Genomic DNA, 12,990 nt, shown 5'->3' with positions numbered 1-12,990 from the left:
ATCAAGCTGAGCTCGCAGTGCCCACCTCTCCCCAGCGGGGAGAGGTGAAAACCGCCCTCGCCTCAGTTGACCACATAGACATCAGGATCGGCGCTCGAGCTCGGCTTCTTGTAGGCGTTGCGCAGGGCCGGCGACATCGGGACGTTGTAGTTGAGGCCGTTCGGCGGCGTCGGCGATTCCAGCCACCTCTTGTAGAGCACCTCGATCTCCGGGCTCGCATAGAGCTCTGCCGTGGCACGATCGGCCAGTGCCTTGAACGGCGCGTCCTCCCGCCGCAGCATGATCCCGTAGGGCTCGGGCTTCGAGAACGTTTCTTCGCTGATCATGAACAGCGCCGGCTCCTTGGCGCGCGCGATCGCGACCGCTAGCTGGACGTCATCGAGCGCGTAGGCCTGGGCGCGGTCGGTCTCCAGCAGCAGGAAGGCCTCGGCCTGGTCCTTGGCCGGCATGATATTGATGCCGAGAGTGCGCTCGGTGTTGACCTTGGCGAGCTGGGTCAGGTTGACCGACCCGGCCACCGCCGTGACCGCCTTGCCCTTGAGATCGTCGATGGTGTTGATCTTGGCGGCCCTCTTGGCTGCAAACCGCGTCGCACTGAGGAAGTGCGTATTGGTGAAGGCGACCTGCTTCTGGCGATCGGCATTGTTGGTGGTGGCCGAGCAATGCAGGTCGAGCGTGCCGTTGACCATCAGCGGGATGCGGTTCGACGACGTCACCGCGAGAGTCTCGACGGCGATGTCGGGCATGCCAAGCTGCTTCTTCACGGCGTCGACGATCTTCAGGCAGATGTCCATGGCAAAGCCGACCGGCTTCTGGTTTCCGTCCAGATAGCTGAAAGGAACGGACGCCTCCTGATAGCCGAGCGTGATCTTCTTCGTCTCCTTGACCTTCTGGAGCGTGCCCGACAGGTCTTCGGCTGAAGCTGCGCCCGCAAGACATGTCAGGGCCAGGATAACGGTGGGTAAGCGCATCGGCTGCTCCTCAAGGGGGTCGTCGACTCGTGTCGAGACGCGATCGCGGCGGTGATAGCCCAGACATGCGCCAGCCGCCAGACGAGGCCGCGTCTACCAGCTATCGCGACTTTCGATATGACGCGCGGCAGTTGTCTCCGGCGGAGCGGCTCGGCCCGGGCACCGAGATAGCCCTTACGCGTCGATGCTCCGTTGGACCAGGATGCGCTCCGCGCTGTCGTTCCAGACGTCCATCTTGGTGATCTTGCCGTTCCGCACCACGAAGCGATCGATGTAACGGTTGCCCTCGAACGGTGTACCGTCCTTCCACTCGCCGTAAAGCGTGCCGACGCTATAAACGATGGTTTCGCCATCGCCGGGGCAGACGTCGAATCGGTCCATCTTCTTCTTGACCCAGCGGTAGCGCTTGGCGTTGAAGCCTGTCGGGCCGCGCGGATGATCGAACTCGCGTCCGCCGGTGAAGGTAATCACCGTACCCGGCGCCATATAGGCTGCCGCAGCATCGGGATCAGGGATCATCGATGCCGTAAGATAGGCTTCCACAATCGCGGCATCGGACAACGGAGCGGTTTCGGCTCGTGCGGCAACGGACATGCTAATTCTCCCGGGTTTGCGGAATACTAACGCCACTCCCGCGAACTCCGTGCATATATTTTGAACATTTCCTTCGCTAGACTGCCGACAATCTGGAGCCGCCAATCTCGGCCGATTGCTCTAAATTCCGCCCGCAAGTGCCATGACCAGTCAGACCGCCTTCGACCTGATCTTCCGGAACGCGCTGTTGCGATCATCCGCCGCACCCGTCGATATCGGCGTGAAGGGCGGCCGCATCGCCGCGATCGAGCCAGGGCTGACCTGCGAGGCCGTCGAGGTCGATGTCGGCGGACACCTCGCTTTGCCCGGCTTCGTCGACACCCACATCCACCTCGACAAGGCCTGCCTGCTCGGCCGCTGCGGGCACAATCACGGCAGCGTCTCGGAGGCGATCCGTGCCGTTGCCGGGATGAAAAAGGACTTTACGGTCGAGGACGTCTATGCGCGCGGTGCCCGCGTGCTCGAGCGCGCGATCGTGCACGGCACGACGCGCATGCGCACGCATGTCGAGATCGACCCGCGTATCGGCTTGCGTGGCTTCGAAGCTGTCAAGGCGCTCAAGCGCGACTATGCCTGGGCGATCGACCTGTCGCTCTGCGTCTTTCCGCAGGAGGGCCTGACCAACGACCCCGGAGCTGAGGACCTGCTGATCCAGGCGCTGCGCGACGGCGGCGAGACCATCGGCGGCTGTCCCTATATGGACACCGACCCGAATGCTCACCTCGAGCGCATCTTCAATCTCGCGCAGGAATTCGACGTCGACGTCGATCTCCATCTCGATTTCGACCTCGACCCATCCTGGTGGCACCTCGACGAGGTGTGCCGGCAAACCGAGCGGCACAACTACGGGGGACGCGTGGCGGTTGGTCATGCCACGAAACTCTCCGCGTTGCCGCCGGAGCCGCTGAAAGCCGCCACCGCGCAACTGGCGAAAGCCGGCGTTGCCGTCACCGTGCTGCCCGCGACCGATCTCTATTTGATGGGGCGCGAGGCCACCCACAACGCGCCGCGCGGACTGACGCTCGCCCACAAGCTCGCCGGAGACGGGGTGTTGTGCTCGGTCGCGACCAACAACGTGCTCAATCCGTTCACGCCGTTCGGCGACGCCTCGCTGCTGCGGATGGCGAATTTCTACGCCAACGTCGCCCACGCCTCGGTCAGCGACTTCGACATCTGCCTCGATCTCGTGACCGAACTGCCGGCACGGCTGATGAACCTCGGCGATTACGGCATCAAGGTCGGCAATCCCGCCGATCTCATCGTGCTCGACACGCAAGACAGCCGCTTCGCCATCGCCGAGCTTCCTGATGTCATGATGGGCTTCAAGGCTGGCCGGCAGACTTTTGCGCGGCAGCGGCCCACTCTGTTCAGCCCCGGACGCTGAGCAGCCCTCACCTTGCCGTGCCTTGCGCCCGCCCCGCGGCCCGCGCAACACTCCGCAGATCATCCAACGGAGGAACCGGATGGCCTTCGACACACTCTTCCTCAACGCACGCTTCGACGGCGGCACCCGCCATCACATCGCGGTCAAGGACGGACGCATCGCCGCAATCACGTCCGTTGACCAGCCACCCGCCGGTGCCGAGACGATCGACCTCAAAGATGCCCTCGTCGTTCCCGGCTTCGTCGAAGGCCACATTCATCTCGACACCAGTTTCTATGGCGACGCCTGGCGGCCGCACAAGCCGTGCACCGACGGATTCAACGTGCACGAACGCGTCGCCTTCCAGGCGCAAAACATGGCCGAGGCCGCGCCGATGGACGTGCGGGCGCGCAACCAGCTCGATCTCTGCATCGGACACGGCACCACGCAGATGCGCAGCCACGTCATGGTCGACGGCTCGGTCGGCTTGAAATCGCTCGAGACGATCCTGCGCGTGCGCGAGGAATACAACGGCCTGATCGACATCCAGCTCGTCGCCTTTCCCCAGAGCGGCATCCTGTCGAGCCCGGGCACGGCGCAACTGCTCGACGAGGCCATCGGGCTTGGCGCCAACCTCGTCGGCGGGCTCGATCCCGCGAGCTTCGATCGCGACGTTGAAAAGCATCTCGACGTCGTGTTCGGCGTCGCCAATAAGCACGGCGTCGACATTGACATCCATCTGCACGACATGGGCACATTGGGCGCCTTCGAGATCGAGCAGATTGCGGCACGCACGCGCGCGCTCGGCATGGAGGGGCGCGTTGCAGTCAGCCACGCCTACGGGCTCGGCGACATCCCCGCGGATTACCTCAAGAAGGTCGCCGAGATCCTCGCCCGCTCCGGCGTCGCGATCATGACCAACGCGCCGGGCGCGCGGCCGTTTCCGCCGATCCTCGCCTTGCGCAATGCCGGCGTGACCGTCTTCAGCGGCAACGACAACATCCGCGATTCCTGGTGGCCTTATGGCGACGGCGACATGCTGCGCCGGGCCACGACGCTCGGCTACCGTTCCGGCTTCAACATCGACGAGGAACTGCGCGCCGCATTCGACGTCGTCACCGCATCAGGCGCAAAGGCGCTCCGGCTCGAAGGCTATGGCCTGCGAATCGGCGCGAAGGCCGATTTCGTGGCGCTGAATGCGGAACACGTTCCCGAGGCCGTCGTCGCGGTGCCGCAAGGGCGCTCCGTCTACAAGGACGGCAGGCTCGTCGCCGCGAACGGCAGGATTGTAGGGAAATCCGGCTGACGACCGGCCGCTTTCCGTTCGATGTTACCGCCAAGCTTTCCAGAATTCCGAATACGGTAGAATCCCGGATAGTAGATTCTCTCCGATTCCCGATAGGTGCGCGCATTGCAAGTCCCGCGGTGCCGGTCATAGTAGGGCCTGCACTGAAGTCTGCATTCAACGGGGAAGCATGGACATGTTCAGCGCATTCAGCAGCATCGACATTCATTCCGTTCGAGCAAGAACACCGAGCGAGGTCGCCGTGAAGCGGCTTGACGGCATCGGGCACGTCCTGTCGGACCTCGATCTCGCTGATGTCCAGACTCAGGATGACCTGACACGTGCGCTTATGGCGCTCGACACGGCCGACAAGTGCATTCGGGCGATCCGCGCGGAATTCCGGACCGAAGCCGCGAGTGATCGGCTGGTCCGCAAGGCCGAAAGCCTGATGGCATTGATCGAACGCACCCGCGACGAGCTCATGGGCGTTGGCGGGGCATAGTCCTGAGCCGGTGTCGCCCTACTTCGCGCGATTGATCTTCGCGAGGATCCGGTCGGCCTCGATGCGCCAGTCGGCGCTGCGGGCAAACTCCCCGGTGCCCCTGGTGCCGAACAGCCCTTCATCGGCGAGATCGGCGACCCAGGCCTGCCGCTCGGCCGTGCCCTGCGCCGACCACGGCGTCAGTCCCGCTTCGCGCACCGTCTCGGCAACTTCGCGCACCTCCTCGGCACGCCGGCGGCCATGCTCGATCACGCGCTGGAAGAAATAGGCGCCCTGCGTCTCCCAGTTGATGGCGGGAAACGTTTCTGCGAGCGAGGCCAGCACGGCATCCTCCACGCCATAGGCGCGCGCGGTGGTGAAGCTTTCGATCACCATGGCCTCGAGGCCCTTGATCATGATGCTGCGGCACATCTTCACCGCGGAGGACACGCCGAGCTTGTCGCTCGCGACCTTCGCCGCAAAGCCGATCGCGTTCAGCAGCGGCTCCAGCTCGCTGGCACCGGGGCCGCCGAGCAGCAGCGGCACCTTGATGCGATACGGCGGCACCGAAGTCATCACCGCACCCTCGACATAGCGCCCGGCAGCACCGTCGATCAGCGCCGCGGCGCGCTGCTTGGCGCCGGGCGAGGCCGAGTTGAAATCGAGGAACCAGGTGCCCTGATTGATCGCGGCGGCGCAGGCCTTTGCGACCGGCACGGCCTGGCTTGCCGTGACTGCAGAGATGATGAAATCGGATTTCGCGGTCAGCTCGGTGTGAGACGCCTCAAGGCCAACACCGAACTTCGCCGCATGCTGTTTCAGCGCAGCGTCCTGCTCGCCACCGAGCTTGATGTCATAGGCGGCAACCTTGATGTCCTGCTGGCGCAAATCCTCGGCCAATATCCGGCCGACCTCGCCGTAGCCGACCAGCCCGATCTGCCATCGTCTCGGATCCGACATCAGTTCAATCCTCGCGTCGTCTCGTCGAACAGCTCCTCGACCGCGTAGCGGCGCGGGATCAACGCCTGCTGGAATGCATAGTCGACGATCAATTCGAGCGGCTTCCTGTTGGCTTCGATCCCGAACGGGACGAGGTCCGGCGTTGCGGCGGGGCCCACCTGCGCCTTGCTCCGCTTGAGAAGATCATAGACGCCCGCGACCACATCAGGCCGCGATTTCGCAAGCTGTTCGGTCACGACCACGAGATGATTGATCGGCACGACGCCACGCCGCGCATACCATTTGGCGGCTTCCGCGGCGGGATCGGGGAAGAGCGGCTTCAGCTTGGGATCATCAGAGGTCTCGCCGAGGACGGCATCCAGTCCGCCGTCGATCAGCATCTGCAGGATCTTCTTGTCCTTCGGCGCGCGCTCGGTGGTGTCGACATATTCGGCGACATGCGGATCCTCGAACGTCACCCAGCGAATGTTGTCGAGATCGACGCCGTAATCGTTGGCGAGGATGCCCCTGATCCAGGCGCCCGTCGTCGTCGTGAAGGAGCGGATGCCGACGCGCTTGCCTTCGAGATCGGAGGGCCCAAGCGTCCCATGCGAGGGGTTATACAGCGCATAGGAATGCTGGAAACGCCCGAGCATGGTCGCCGGCAGCAGCACCAGCGGCTTGCCGTGGGCCTTCGCCATCAGATAGGTGACGATCGCCATCTCGCAGACATCGAACGCCTGCTCGCGCACCATCGGCTTGAACGCGGTGTTGGTCGGCGTGTACTCGATGAAGTCGAGGTCGAACAGGTCGGAGCGCAGCTCGCCGCTCCTCACCGCCTGCACATGGGGGTGACTGCCGAGCACGGCCTTCAGCTTGAGACGATCCATCCGCCCGCTCCGCTTCCCTTATTTCGCTCAGACGTCCTCGGGATTGTCGACATAGACAAGACCGGCCTTCGCCAGCGCCTCGCGCATGCTGTACATGTCGAGACCGAGTTCGCCCGAGGCCAGCCGCTTGCGCTTGCCGCCTTCGTCCGCGTTGCGCTTGTTCGCCTTTACGGCGACCTCGGCAGCATAGCGCTTCGGCACCACCACCACGCCGTCGTCATCGGCGACGATGATGTCGCCGGGATCGACGTTGACGCCGGCGCAGACCACGGGGACGTTGACCGAGCCGAGCGTAGCCTTGACCGTGCCCTTGGCCGAGACCGCGCGCGACCACACCGGAAACTTCATCTCGTGCAGCGCTTTGACGTCGCGGCAGCCGGCATCGATGATCAGCCCCTGCACGCCACGCGCCTGGAGCGAGGTCGCGAGCAGCTCGCCGAACATGCCATCGGTGTTGTCGGTGGTGCAGCCGACGACGAGGATGTCGCCTTTCCTGCACTGCTCGACCGCGACATGGATCATCCAGTTGTCGCCGGGCTGCGCCAGCACGGTGACGGCCGGGCCGGCAATCGACGCACCTGCCCAGACCGGCCGCAGATACGGCTTCATCAGGCCGATGCGGCCATAGGCCTCGTGCACGGCCGAGACGCCGTACTCTGCCATTCCGGCGGGATCGGCACGCTTGATGCTGCGAACGACGACGGACTTCATGCGAGCTCCTCCGCAACCGTCGGGAACAGACGCTGATAGGCCTCGCCATAGGTCATCGGCACGCCGGTGTTGCGGCTGCCCTGGATGCCGCGGTTGAGCGCAACGCGCTCGTAATAGCCCCAGAGATGCTTCTGTGCGGCCAGGATCTGGAACGCCTCGTACTTCTCCTTCCAGACCTCATCGATCTTGAGGAGCAGGTCCGGCTTGTAGTTGCACTGCTCCGGCTGGTGCGGCTCGAACAGGAACACCGGCGGAGCCGAATATTTGTACTGCGCGCCGGGCTTGTGGCCCATGGCCTGCGCGACCACGCGGGTCTCCTGCGCGAAATGCGCGGCGTTCGGATGGTCAAAATTATAGGGGTCTTCCAGCGCATGCGTCAGCACGAAGCTCGGATTGAGTTCGCGGTAGATGTCGACCATGCGGTCGAAATGCGCTTCCGTCAGCTTCAGCGGATAGTCGCCGCAGTCGAAGAACTCGATCTCGGCACCGAGCAGCTTGGCCGCCCGCTCCGCCTCGTCCTTGCGGCCGGCCTTGACCGATTCCAGCGTCGCGCCCTTCTCCTTCCAGGCAAACTGGCTCTCGCCGCGTTCGCCGAAGGACATGCAGACGATCTTCATGCGATAGCCCTTTTTCGCATGCAGCGCGATGGCGCCGCCGGCGCGCCAGACGAAATCGCCCGGATGGGCGGTGACGACGAGACCTGTTTTCATGGGACAAACTCCCCTCTTTCGTTCGTAGGCTTCATAGGCCGCCCGCCTCGTGCAGGCAGCCAATTCATCAGGCCGTGACGGCCGCTTGTTCCTCGCCGTCGAGCACGCGCCGCAGGCGCTCGCCGTCGAGCGCGCCTTCCCATTTGGCAATCGCGATGGTCGCAACCGCGTTCCCGATCAAATTGGTCGGCGTCAGCCCCTGCGACATCAGGCGGTGGATGCCGAGCACCAGCGCGACGCTCGTCACCGGAATGGTGCCGGTCGCCGACAGCGTCGCCGCCAGCACGACGAAGGCCGCGCCTGCAATGCCCGCCGCGCCCTTGGAGGTCACGAGCAGGATCAGCAGCAGCTCGACCTGCTCGGCGAGCCCGAACGGCGTGTTGGTCGCCTGCGCCAGGAACACCGAGGCCGCGGCGAGGTAAAGACAAGTGCCGTCGAGATTGAAGGAATAGCCGGTCGGGATCACGAGGCCAACCACGCTCTTCTCGCAGCCCGCCTTCTCCAGCTTGGTCAGCATCCGCGGCAGCACGGTCTCGGACGAGGTCGTGGCGATGCAGATCAGCAACTCTTCCCAGATGTAACGGGTCAGCTTGAGCAGCGAGAAGCCGCACAGCCGCGCCACGGGACCGAGCGCCACGATGATGAAGATGACGCAAGTGAGATAGAAGCCGCCCAGCAGCTTACCGAGCGAGGCCAGCGAGCCGACGCCGAACTTGCCGACCGTGAAGGCAATGGCGCCGAACGCCCCGATCGGCGCCGCCCACATCACGAAGCCGACGACGGCGAACACCATCTTGGCGGCGAGGTCGATCAGATGCACCAGCGGCGCGGCGCGCTCGCCGAGCTGCACCAATGCAAAGCCGCACAGAACGGAGATGAACAGCACCTGGAGGATGTTGCCCTCGGCAAACGCGCCAATGAACGTGGCGGGAACGATGTTCATCAGGAACGGCACGAAGCCGATGACGCTAGTTTGCTTGACGTATGGCTCGATCGCGCTGGCATTGATGCTGGCGGGATCGATGTTCATGCCGACGCCAGGCCTGAGCAGGTTCACCGCGACGAGCCCGATAATCAGCGCGATCGTGGTCATGGTCTCGAAATAGACGATCGCCTTCACCGCGACGCGCCCGACGCGCGCCATGTCGGCCATATGGGCGATGCCGTGCACGACGGTGCAGAAGATGATCGGCGCGATCAGCATCCGGATCGCCTTGATGAAGGCATCCCCAAGCGGCTGCATCTTGGCGCCCGCGTCGGGGCTTACGATCCCAAGCGCGATGCCGGCCGCCATGGCGATGAGCACCTGGATCCAGAGCTCCTTCCACCAGGCGCGGCCGCGCGGCTTGTCGATCGCCAGCGCCGTCATTGGTCGAACTCGAACAGGCGCGCGGGGTTGTCGACGAGGATCTTCTGCTGGAACTCCGGCTCCGGCGCGAACAGCGGGATCAAATCGACGAGGTCGCCGTCATTCGGCATCACCTTGACGTTGGGATGCGGCCAGTCCGTGCCCCAGATGACACGGTCAACCGCAGTCTCGACGATCTTGCGCGCAAACGGCACGGCGTCAGTGAAGGGCGGGCCGGCCGAGGACACACGCTCGGAGCCGCAGATCTTGACCCAGCATTTCTCGTCGCGCTGCATCAGCTCGATCAGAATCCTGAACGGAAGCTGGTCGAGCCCGTCCGACGCCTTCACCCGCCCCATGTGGTCGATGGTGTAGCTCAGCGGCAGCTTCGTCAGCATGTCGGCATATTCAGGCAGGTCGATCGCGTCGAAATGCAGGTCGATGTGCCAGCCGAGCGGCGCGACCATCGCAACGATGCGGTCGAACACGCGCTTGTCGGGAACGCCGCCGAGATGGCGGACGAAATTGAAGCGGCAGCCGCGGAAGCCGCCGTCGTGCAGCACGCGAAGTCCACGTTCGGTGATGGTGTCGTCGATATTGGCGACCGCACGGTAGGCGCCATTGCTCTCTGCGATCGCATCGAGCGCGACCGTGTTGTCGGTCCCGTGCACGCTCGCATTGACGATGACCGCCCGCTCCACCCCGAGCTTGGCGTGCAGCGCACGGAAATCCTCCAGCGGTGCGTCCGGCGGCGTGTAGGAACGATCGCGCGCATAGGGATATTTCGCGCCGGGCCCGAAGATGTGGCAATGCGCGTCGCACGACAGTTTCGGCAGCTTGAACTTCGGCGTGCGCGTGTTCGGATCGGGCGGCGGAATGGTCGGCGTGTACATCATCGTCATCAGTCGAACCGCCGAGCGTGACCGCTTCTTCAAGTCTTGCTGCTGGCCACAGCCCGCCGGCGCGCCGGCTGGTCGAGCGGCGGTGCCTGGAACGCGGCGACGGTGGCTTGCACCAATTGCTCGATGGCGCTGGCCGCGTCGCTGCCGTCGGCCTCGCCACGCGACAGGCGCGAGACGCGGTCCGGCGTCACCAGCGAATAATAGAGTGCACCGAGCAGGAAATGGCTGCGCCATACGATGTCGGTGCGCGGAATGTGCGGCAGGCTCTCGTGGACCGCGTCGATGAAGGCGTGGCTGGTGTCGTCAAAGGTCTGCGCGATGATTTTTCGCGCAACCTCGTTACCTTCCGCCGACATCACGGCGCGCAGCCGCGTAAAGCGCGCCCCGCCACCGGCGAGATCGCTGCCCGAGGTGAAGGCCGGCACCACATAGGCCCGCACGATCGCCTCCAGCCGGTCCTGGAGATCGCGCACGCGCCTGGCGGCGGCGAGCAGCTCGGAGCGGCGGAGATTCATCGGCCCGCAATGGCGCCGGTAGATCTCCAGCAGCAGGCCGTCCTTGGTCTTGAAATGATAGGTCACGCTGCCGGGATTGGCGCCGGCGGCCTGTGCGATGTCGCGCACGGACACGGCATTGAAGCCGTTGGTGGCGAACAGCTCCTCGGCCGCGGCGAGGATCGCCTCGCGCATGTTCGGCTTGCGGGCCGTTTCCTTGCTGGTGGGCTTGCGTACCATGTTATTTGTACTATCGTACAAAAGATCAGGTCTCGTCAACAAAAACGATGCGAGACGTCCCCGGGCGGTTCGGAAGACCGCAGCAGGGGCGAATGGAGTGCTGGGAAAATGCTGGGTTTGAACACAACAATTGGTCGGCTCGTGGTCGGTGCGGGCTTGCTGCTGGCGGCGAACGCCGCGCAGGCTGAGAATTATCCGAGCAAGCCGGTCCACATCCTGGTGCCCTACGCGGCCGGGGGCGCGGTCGACGTGCTCGCGCGCACGCTCGGCCAGGCGCTGGCCAAGACCTGGGGCCAGCAGCCGGTGATCGACAACCGTCCCGGCGCCGGCGGCATCGTCGCCTCGCAGGCGCTGACGCAGGCCGCGCCGGACGGCTACACGCTGATCCTGGTCGCGAGCGGCCATCCGCTCAACCAGTTCATCTACCCGAGCGTGCCCTATGACACGTTCAAGGATTTCACTGCGATCACCGAAGTGGCCTCTTCTCCACTCGCAATCGTGGTGGCGAAGGACAGCCCCTACAAGACGCTCGGCGATCTGCTGGCCGCTGCCAAGAAGGAGCCGGACAAGCTCTCCTACGGCATGTCCGGCAACGGCACGTCCGCGCATCTTGCCGGCGAGCTGCTCAAATACATGTCCGGCTCCAAGATCGTCGCGATCCCCTACAAGGGCGGCGCGCCGGCACTGACCGCCGTCATCGCCGGCGAGATCCCGCTCAGCATCAATCCGCTTGCAGAGGCGATCGGCCAGCTCGAAGGCGGCCCGGTGCGCGCGCTCGCGGTGACATCAGCCGAACGCTCCAAGGCGCTGCCGGATGTTCCGACCATCGCCGAGGCTGGCGTGCCAGGCTACGACGTCTCGGTCTGGTGGGGCGTGCTGGGCCCGGCAAAAATGCCGCCGGAGATCGTGTCCAAGCTCGAGACAGACCTCAAGGCCGCGCTGCAAGACCCGAGCGTGCTGTCGACGCTCGGCAAGATCGGCGCAGCTCCGGTCGGCTCCTCCGCCAAGGACTTTGATGCCTACATGCACGCCGAGGCGACCAAATGGGAGCCGGTGCTGAAGGCCGCCAACATCCGCGCGCAGTAAGGCGGGATCGTCTGATGAGGATATCTTCCTGGAGGCACGGTGGGCTCGCCGCCCTGCTCGCGTTTGCAATCGTCGGCCTCTCCGGCTCGTTCGCGAAGGCCGACGGCGAAGCGAGGCTCCTGGCGCCGAGCGGCACCTTGCGGGTCGGCATCTATCCGGGCAGCCCGACCTCGATGGTAACAGATGCGGCCGGCAAGCCGCACGGCCTCGCCTACGATCTCGGCGGCGAGCTTGCAAAACGGCTCGGCGTCGGTGTCGACTATGTCAGGTTCGAGCGCGTCGCCGACATCGTCACCGCGATTCACGACGGCCGGGTCGATTTCACCGTGACCAATGCCACGCCGGCCCGTGCCAGCGAGGTCAGCTTCAGCCAGCCCGTGCTGGCGATCGAGCTCGGCTATCTCGTTCCGGCGAACTCGCCGGTCGGCAAGGTCGAGGATATCGACAAGCCCGGCGTGAAGATCGGCGTCACCAAAGGCTCGACCTCCGAGCGAACGCTGCCGGCGAAGTTCAAGAACGCGACCATCGTTCCCGCCGAAAGCGTCAAGGCCGCCATCGGCATGTTCGGGCGCGGCGAGATCGACCTTTACGCCACCAACAAGCCGACGCTGTTCGAGATGTCCGACCAGATGCCGGGCGCGAAAATCCTCGACGGCAATTGGGGGCTGGAGCACATGGCCATCGCGATCCCCCGGGGACGCGAGGACGCGCTTCCCATGCTCAATCGCTTCGTGACGGAAGAGCAGTCCTCCGGCGCGCTGGACACGATCCAGCAGCAGGCCGGCCTGCGCGGCGCGACCAAGGCGACGCGCAAGTAGACCAATTCTCCGCCCGCTCCGCGGACCGCCAGACGCTCTCCGCCCAGGTGCAAGCGATTGGCATTCGCCAACATCGCTCACTCCGTTTGCTGCAAATCAACGCAGCAACATGGACAAAGCGTCATTTGTCTTCGCGGCTGCGCTGGGCGACGAAAGCG

The 12,990-nt window shown here is 64.7% G+C and carries 14 protein-coding genes; 5 read left to right on the top strand and 9 right to left on the bottom strand.

The window, feature by feature from the left end; genetic code table 11:
• Positions 1 to 62: 62 nt before the first annotated feature.
• Both ACE10W_RS16380 and ACE10W_RS16375 read right to left on the bottom strand, forming a co-directional pair.
• A complete protein-coding gene (locus tag ACE10W_RS16380) occupies positions 63 to 971 on the bottom strand; it encodes an amino acid ABC transporter substrate-binding protein (RefSeq protein WP_304552685.1) in 909 nt (302 codons plus the stop codon).
• Between the two features lie 174 nt (positions 972 to 1,145).
• Entirely contained in the window at positions 1,146 to 1,565 is a 420-nt protein-coding gene (locus tag ACE10W_RS16375) for a nuclear transport factor 2 family protein (protein ID WP_028170906.1), read from the bottom strand.
• A 142-nt stretch (positions 1,566 to 1,707) separates the two neighbouring features.
• Here ACE10W_RS16375 and ACE10W_RS16370 point away from each other — a divergent pair, with 142 nt between their 5' ends.
• The 3 genes from ACE10W_RS16370 (at position 1,708) to ACE10W_RS16360 (ending at position 4,715) form a co-directional block, all read left to right on the top strand.
• The gene (locus ACE10W_RS16370) at positions 1,708 to 2,949 is read left to right on the top strand and encodes an amidohydrolase family protein (RefSeq protein WP_304552682.1); all 1,242 of its coding nucleotides are present in this window, start codon (positions 1,708 to 1,710) and stop codon (positions 2,947 to 2,949) included.
• Between the two features lie 79 nt (positions 2,950 to 3,028).
• A complete protein-coding gene (locus tag ACE10W_RS16365) occupies positions 3,029 to 4,234 on the top strand; it encodes an amidohydrolase family protein (protein WP_271556475.1) in 1,206 nt (401 codons plus the stop codon).
• A gap of 175 nt (positions 4,235 to 4,409) precedes the next feature.
• Positions 4,410 to 4,715 carry a hypothetical protein gene (locus tag ACE10W_RS16360; RefSeq protein WP_304552676.1) on the top strand — a complete coding sequence of 102 codons (306 nt, stop codon included), beginning with the start codon at positions 4,410 to 4,412 and terminating at the stop codon, positions 4,713 to 4,715.
• 18 nt (positions 4,716 to 4,733) lie between these two features.
• Here ACE10W_RS16360 and ACE10W_RS16355 read toward each other — a convergent pair whose 3' ends face one another.
• The 7 genes from ACE10W_RS16355 to ACE10W_RS16325 all read right to left on the bottom strand — a co-directional run bounded on the left by ACE10W_RS16355 (position 4,734) and on the right by ACE10W_RS16325 (position 10,928).
• Positions 4,734 to 5,657 (bottom strand): DUF1932 domain-containing protein, encoded by a 924-nt coding sequence (locus tag ACE10W_RS16355; RefSeq protein ID WP_304553776.1) that lies wholly within the window; start codon positions 5,655 to 5,657, stop codon positions 4,734 to 4,736.
• A complete protein-coding gene (locus ACE10W_RS16350) occupies positions 5,654 to 6,523 on the bottom strand; it encodes a hypothetical protein (RefSeq protein WP_304552675.1) in 870 nt (289 codons plus the stop codon). The genes ACE10W_RS16355 and ACE10W_RS16350 overlap by 4 nt, the downstream gene beginning before the upstream one ends.
• A 27-nt stretch (positions 6,524 to 6,550) precedes the next feature.
• The gene (locus tag ACE10W_RS16345; protein WP_304552673.1) at positions 6,551 to 7,234 is read right to left on the bottom strand and encodes a 4-carboxy-4-hydroxy-2-oxoadipate aldolase/oxaloacetate decarboxylase; all 684 of its coding nucleotides are present in this window, start codon (positions 7,232 to 7,234) and stop codon (positions 6,551 to 6,553) included.
• Positions 7,231 to 7,944 carry a PIG-L deacetylase family protein gene (locus tag ACE10W_RS16340; protein WP_011086622.1) on the bottom strand — a complete coding sequence of 238 codons (714 nt, stop codon included), beginning with the start codon at positions 7,942 to 7,944 and terminating at the stop codon, positions 7,231 to 7,233. Before ACE10W_RS16340 ends, ACE10W_RS16345 begins: the two co-directional genes overlap by 4 nt.
• 67 nt (positions 7,945 to 8,011) lie before the next feature.
• Complete coding sequence (gene dctA, locus ACE10W_RS16335; protein WP_304552670.1) at positions 8,012 to 9,313, bottom strand: C4-dicarboxylate transporter DctA; 1,302 nt, start codon at positions 9,311 to 9,313, stop codon at positions 8,012 to 8,014.
• Complete coding sequence (locus tag ACE10W_RS16330; RefSeq protein ID WP_060911567.1) at positions 9,310 to 10,194, bottom strand: amidohydrolase; 885 nt, start codon at positions 10,192 to 10,194, stop codon at positions 9,310 to 9,312. Before ACE10W_RS16330 ends, dctA begins: the two co-directional genes overlap by 4 nt.
• 29 nt (positions 10,195 to 10,223) lie before the next feature.
• Positions 10,224 to 10,928, bottom strand: a complete 705-nt coding sequence (locus ACE10W_RS16325; protein WP_028170897.1) for a TetR/AcrR family transcriptional regulator — start codon at positions 10,926 to 10,928, stop codon at positions 10,224 to 10,226.
• 108 nt (positions 10,929 to 11,036) lie between these two features.
• Between ACE10W_RS16325 and ACE10W_RS16320 the strand changes: the two genes are divergently transcribed.
• Positions 11,037 to 12,014, top strand: a complete 978-nt coding sequence (locus ACE10W_RS16320; protein ID WP_304552668.1) for a tripartite tricarboxylate transporter substrate binding protein — start codon at positions 11,037 to 11,039, stop codon at positions 12,012 to 12,014.
• Between the two features lie 14 nt (positions 12,015 to 12,028).
• Positions 12,029 to 12,832: an ABC transporter substrate-binding protein gene (locus tag ACE10W_RS16315; RefSeq protein ID WP_304552665.1), complete on the top strand. Its 804-nt coding sequence runs from the start codon at positions 12,029 to 12,031 to the stop codon at positions 12,830 to 12,832.
• The last annotated feature ends 158 nt before the right edge of the window (positions 12,833 to 12,990 follow it).

The organism is Bradyrhizobium sp. B025 (genome assembly GCF_042257955.1).
GTDB lineage: Bacteria > Pseudomonadota > Alphaproteobacteria > Rhizobiales > Xanthobacteraceae > Bradyrhizobium > Bradyrhizobium diazoefficiens.
Note: the sequence above shows the minus strand (reverse complement) of the source record. Positions and strands in the feature narration are given on the sequence as shown.

What these genes read in the sequence shown, in the direction of transcription:
- ACE10W_RS16380 (WP_304552685.1), bottom strand. Translation starts at nt 971, where the DNA reads ATGCGCTTACCCACCGTTATCCTGGCCCTGACATGTCTTGCGGGCGCA.
- ACE10W_RS16375 (WP_028170906.1), bottom strand. Translation starts at nt 1,565, where the DNA reads ATGTCCGTTGCCGCACGAGCCGAAACCGCTCCGTTGTCCGATGCCGCG.
- ACE10W_RS16370 (WP_304552682.1), top strand. Translation starts at nt 1,708, where the DNA reads ATGACCAGTCAGACCGCCTTCGACCTGATCTTCCGGAACGCGCTGTTG.
- ACE10W_RS16365 (WP_271556475.1), top strand. Translation starts at nt 3,029, where the DNA reads ATGGCCTTCGACACACTCTTCCTCAACGCACGCTTCGACGGCGGCACC.
- ACE10W_RS16360 (WP_304552676.1), top strand. Translation starts at nt 4,410, where the DNA reads ATGTTCAGCGCATTCAGCAGCATCGACATTCATTCCGTTCGAGCAAGA.
- ACE10W_RS16350 (WP_304552675.1), bottom strand. Translation starts at nt 6,523, where the DNA reads ATGGATCGTCTCAAGCTGAAGGCCGTGCTCGGCAGTCACCCCCATGTG.
- ACE10W_RS16345 (WP_304552673.1), bottom strand. Translation starts at nt 7,234, where the DNA reads ATGAAGTCCGTCGTCGTTCGCAGCATCAAGCGTGCCGATCCCGCCGGA.
- ACE10W_RS16340 (WP_011086622.1), bottom strand. Translation starts at nt 7,944, where the DNA reads ATGAAAACAGGTCTCGTCGTCACCGCCCATCCGGGCGATTTCGTCTGG.
- dctA (WP_304552670.1), bottom strand. Translation starts at nt 9,313, where the DNA reads ATGACGGCGCTGGCGATCGACAAGCCGCGCGGCCGCGCCTGGTGGAAG.
- ACE10W_RS16330 (WP_060911567.1), bottom strand. Translation starts at nt 10,194, where the DNA reads ATGACGATGATGTACACGCCGACCATTCCGCCGCCCGATCCGAACACG.
- ACE10W_RS16325 (WP_028170897.1), bottom strand. Translation starts at nt 10,928, where the DNA reads ATGGTACGCAAGCCCACCAGCAAGGAAACGGCCCGCAAGCCGAACATG.
- ACE10W_RS16320 (WP_304552668.1), top strand. Translation starts at nt 11,037, where the DNA reads ATGCTGGGTTTGAACACAACAATTGGTCGGCTCGTGGTCGGTGCGGGC.
- ACE10W_RS16315 (WP_304552665.1), top strand. Translation starts at nt 12,029, where the DNA reads ATGAGGATATCTTCCTGGAGGCACGGTGGGCTCGCCGCCCTGCTCGCG.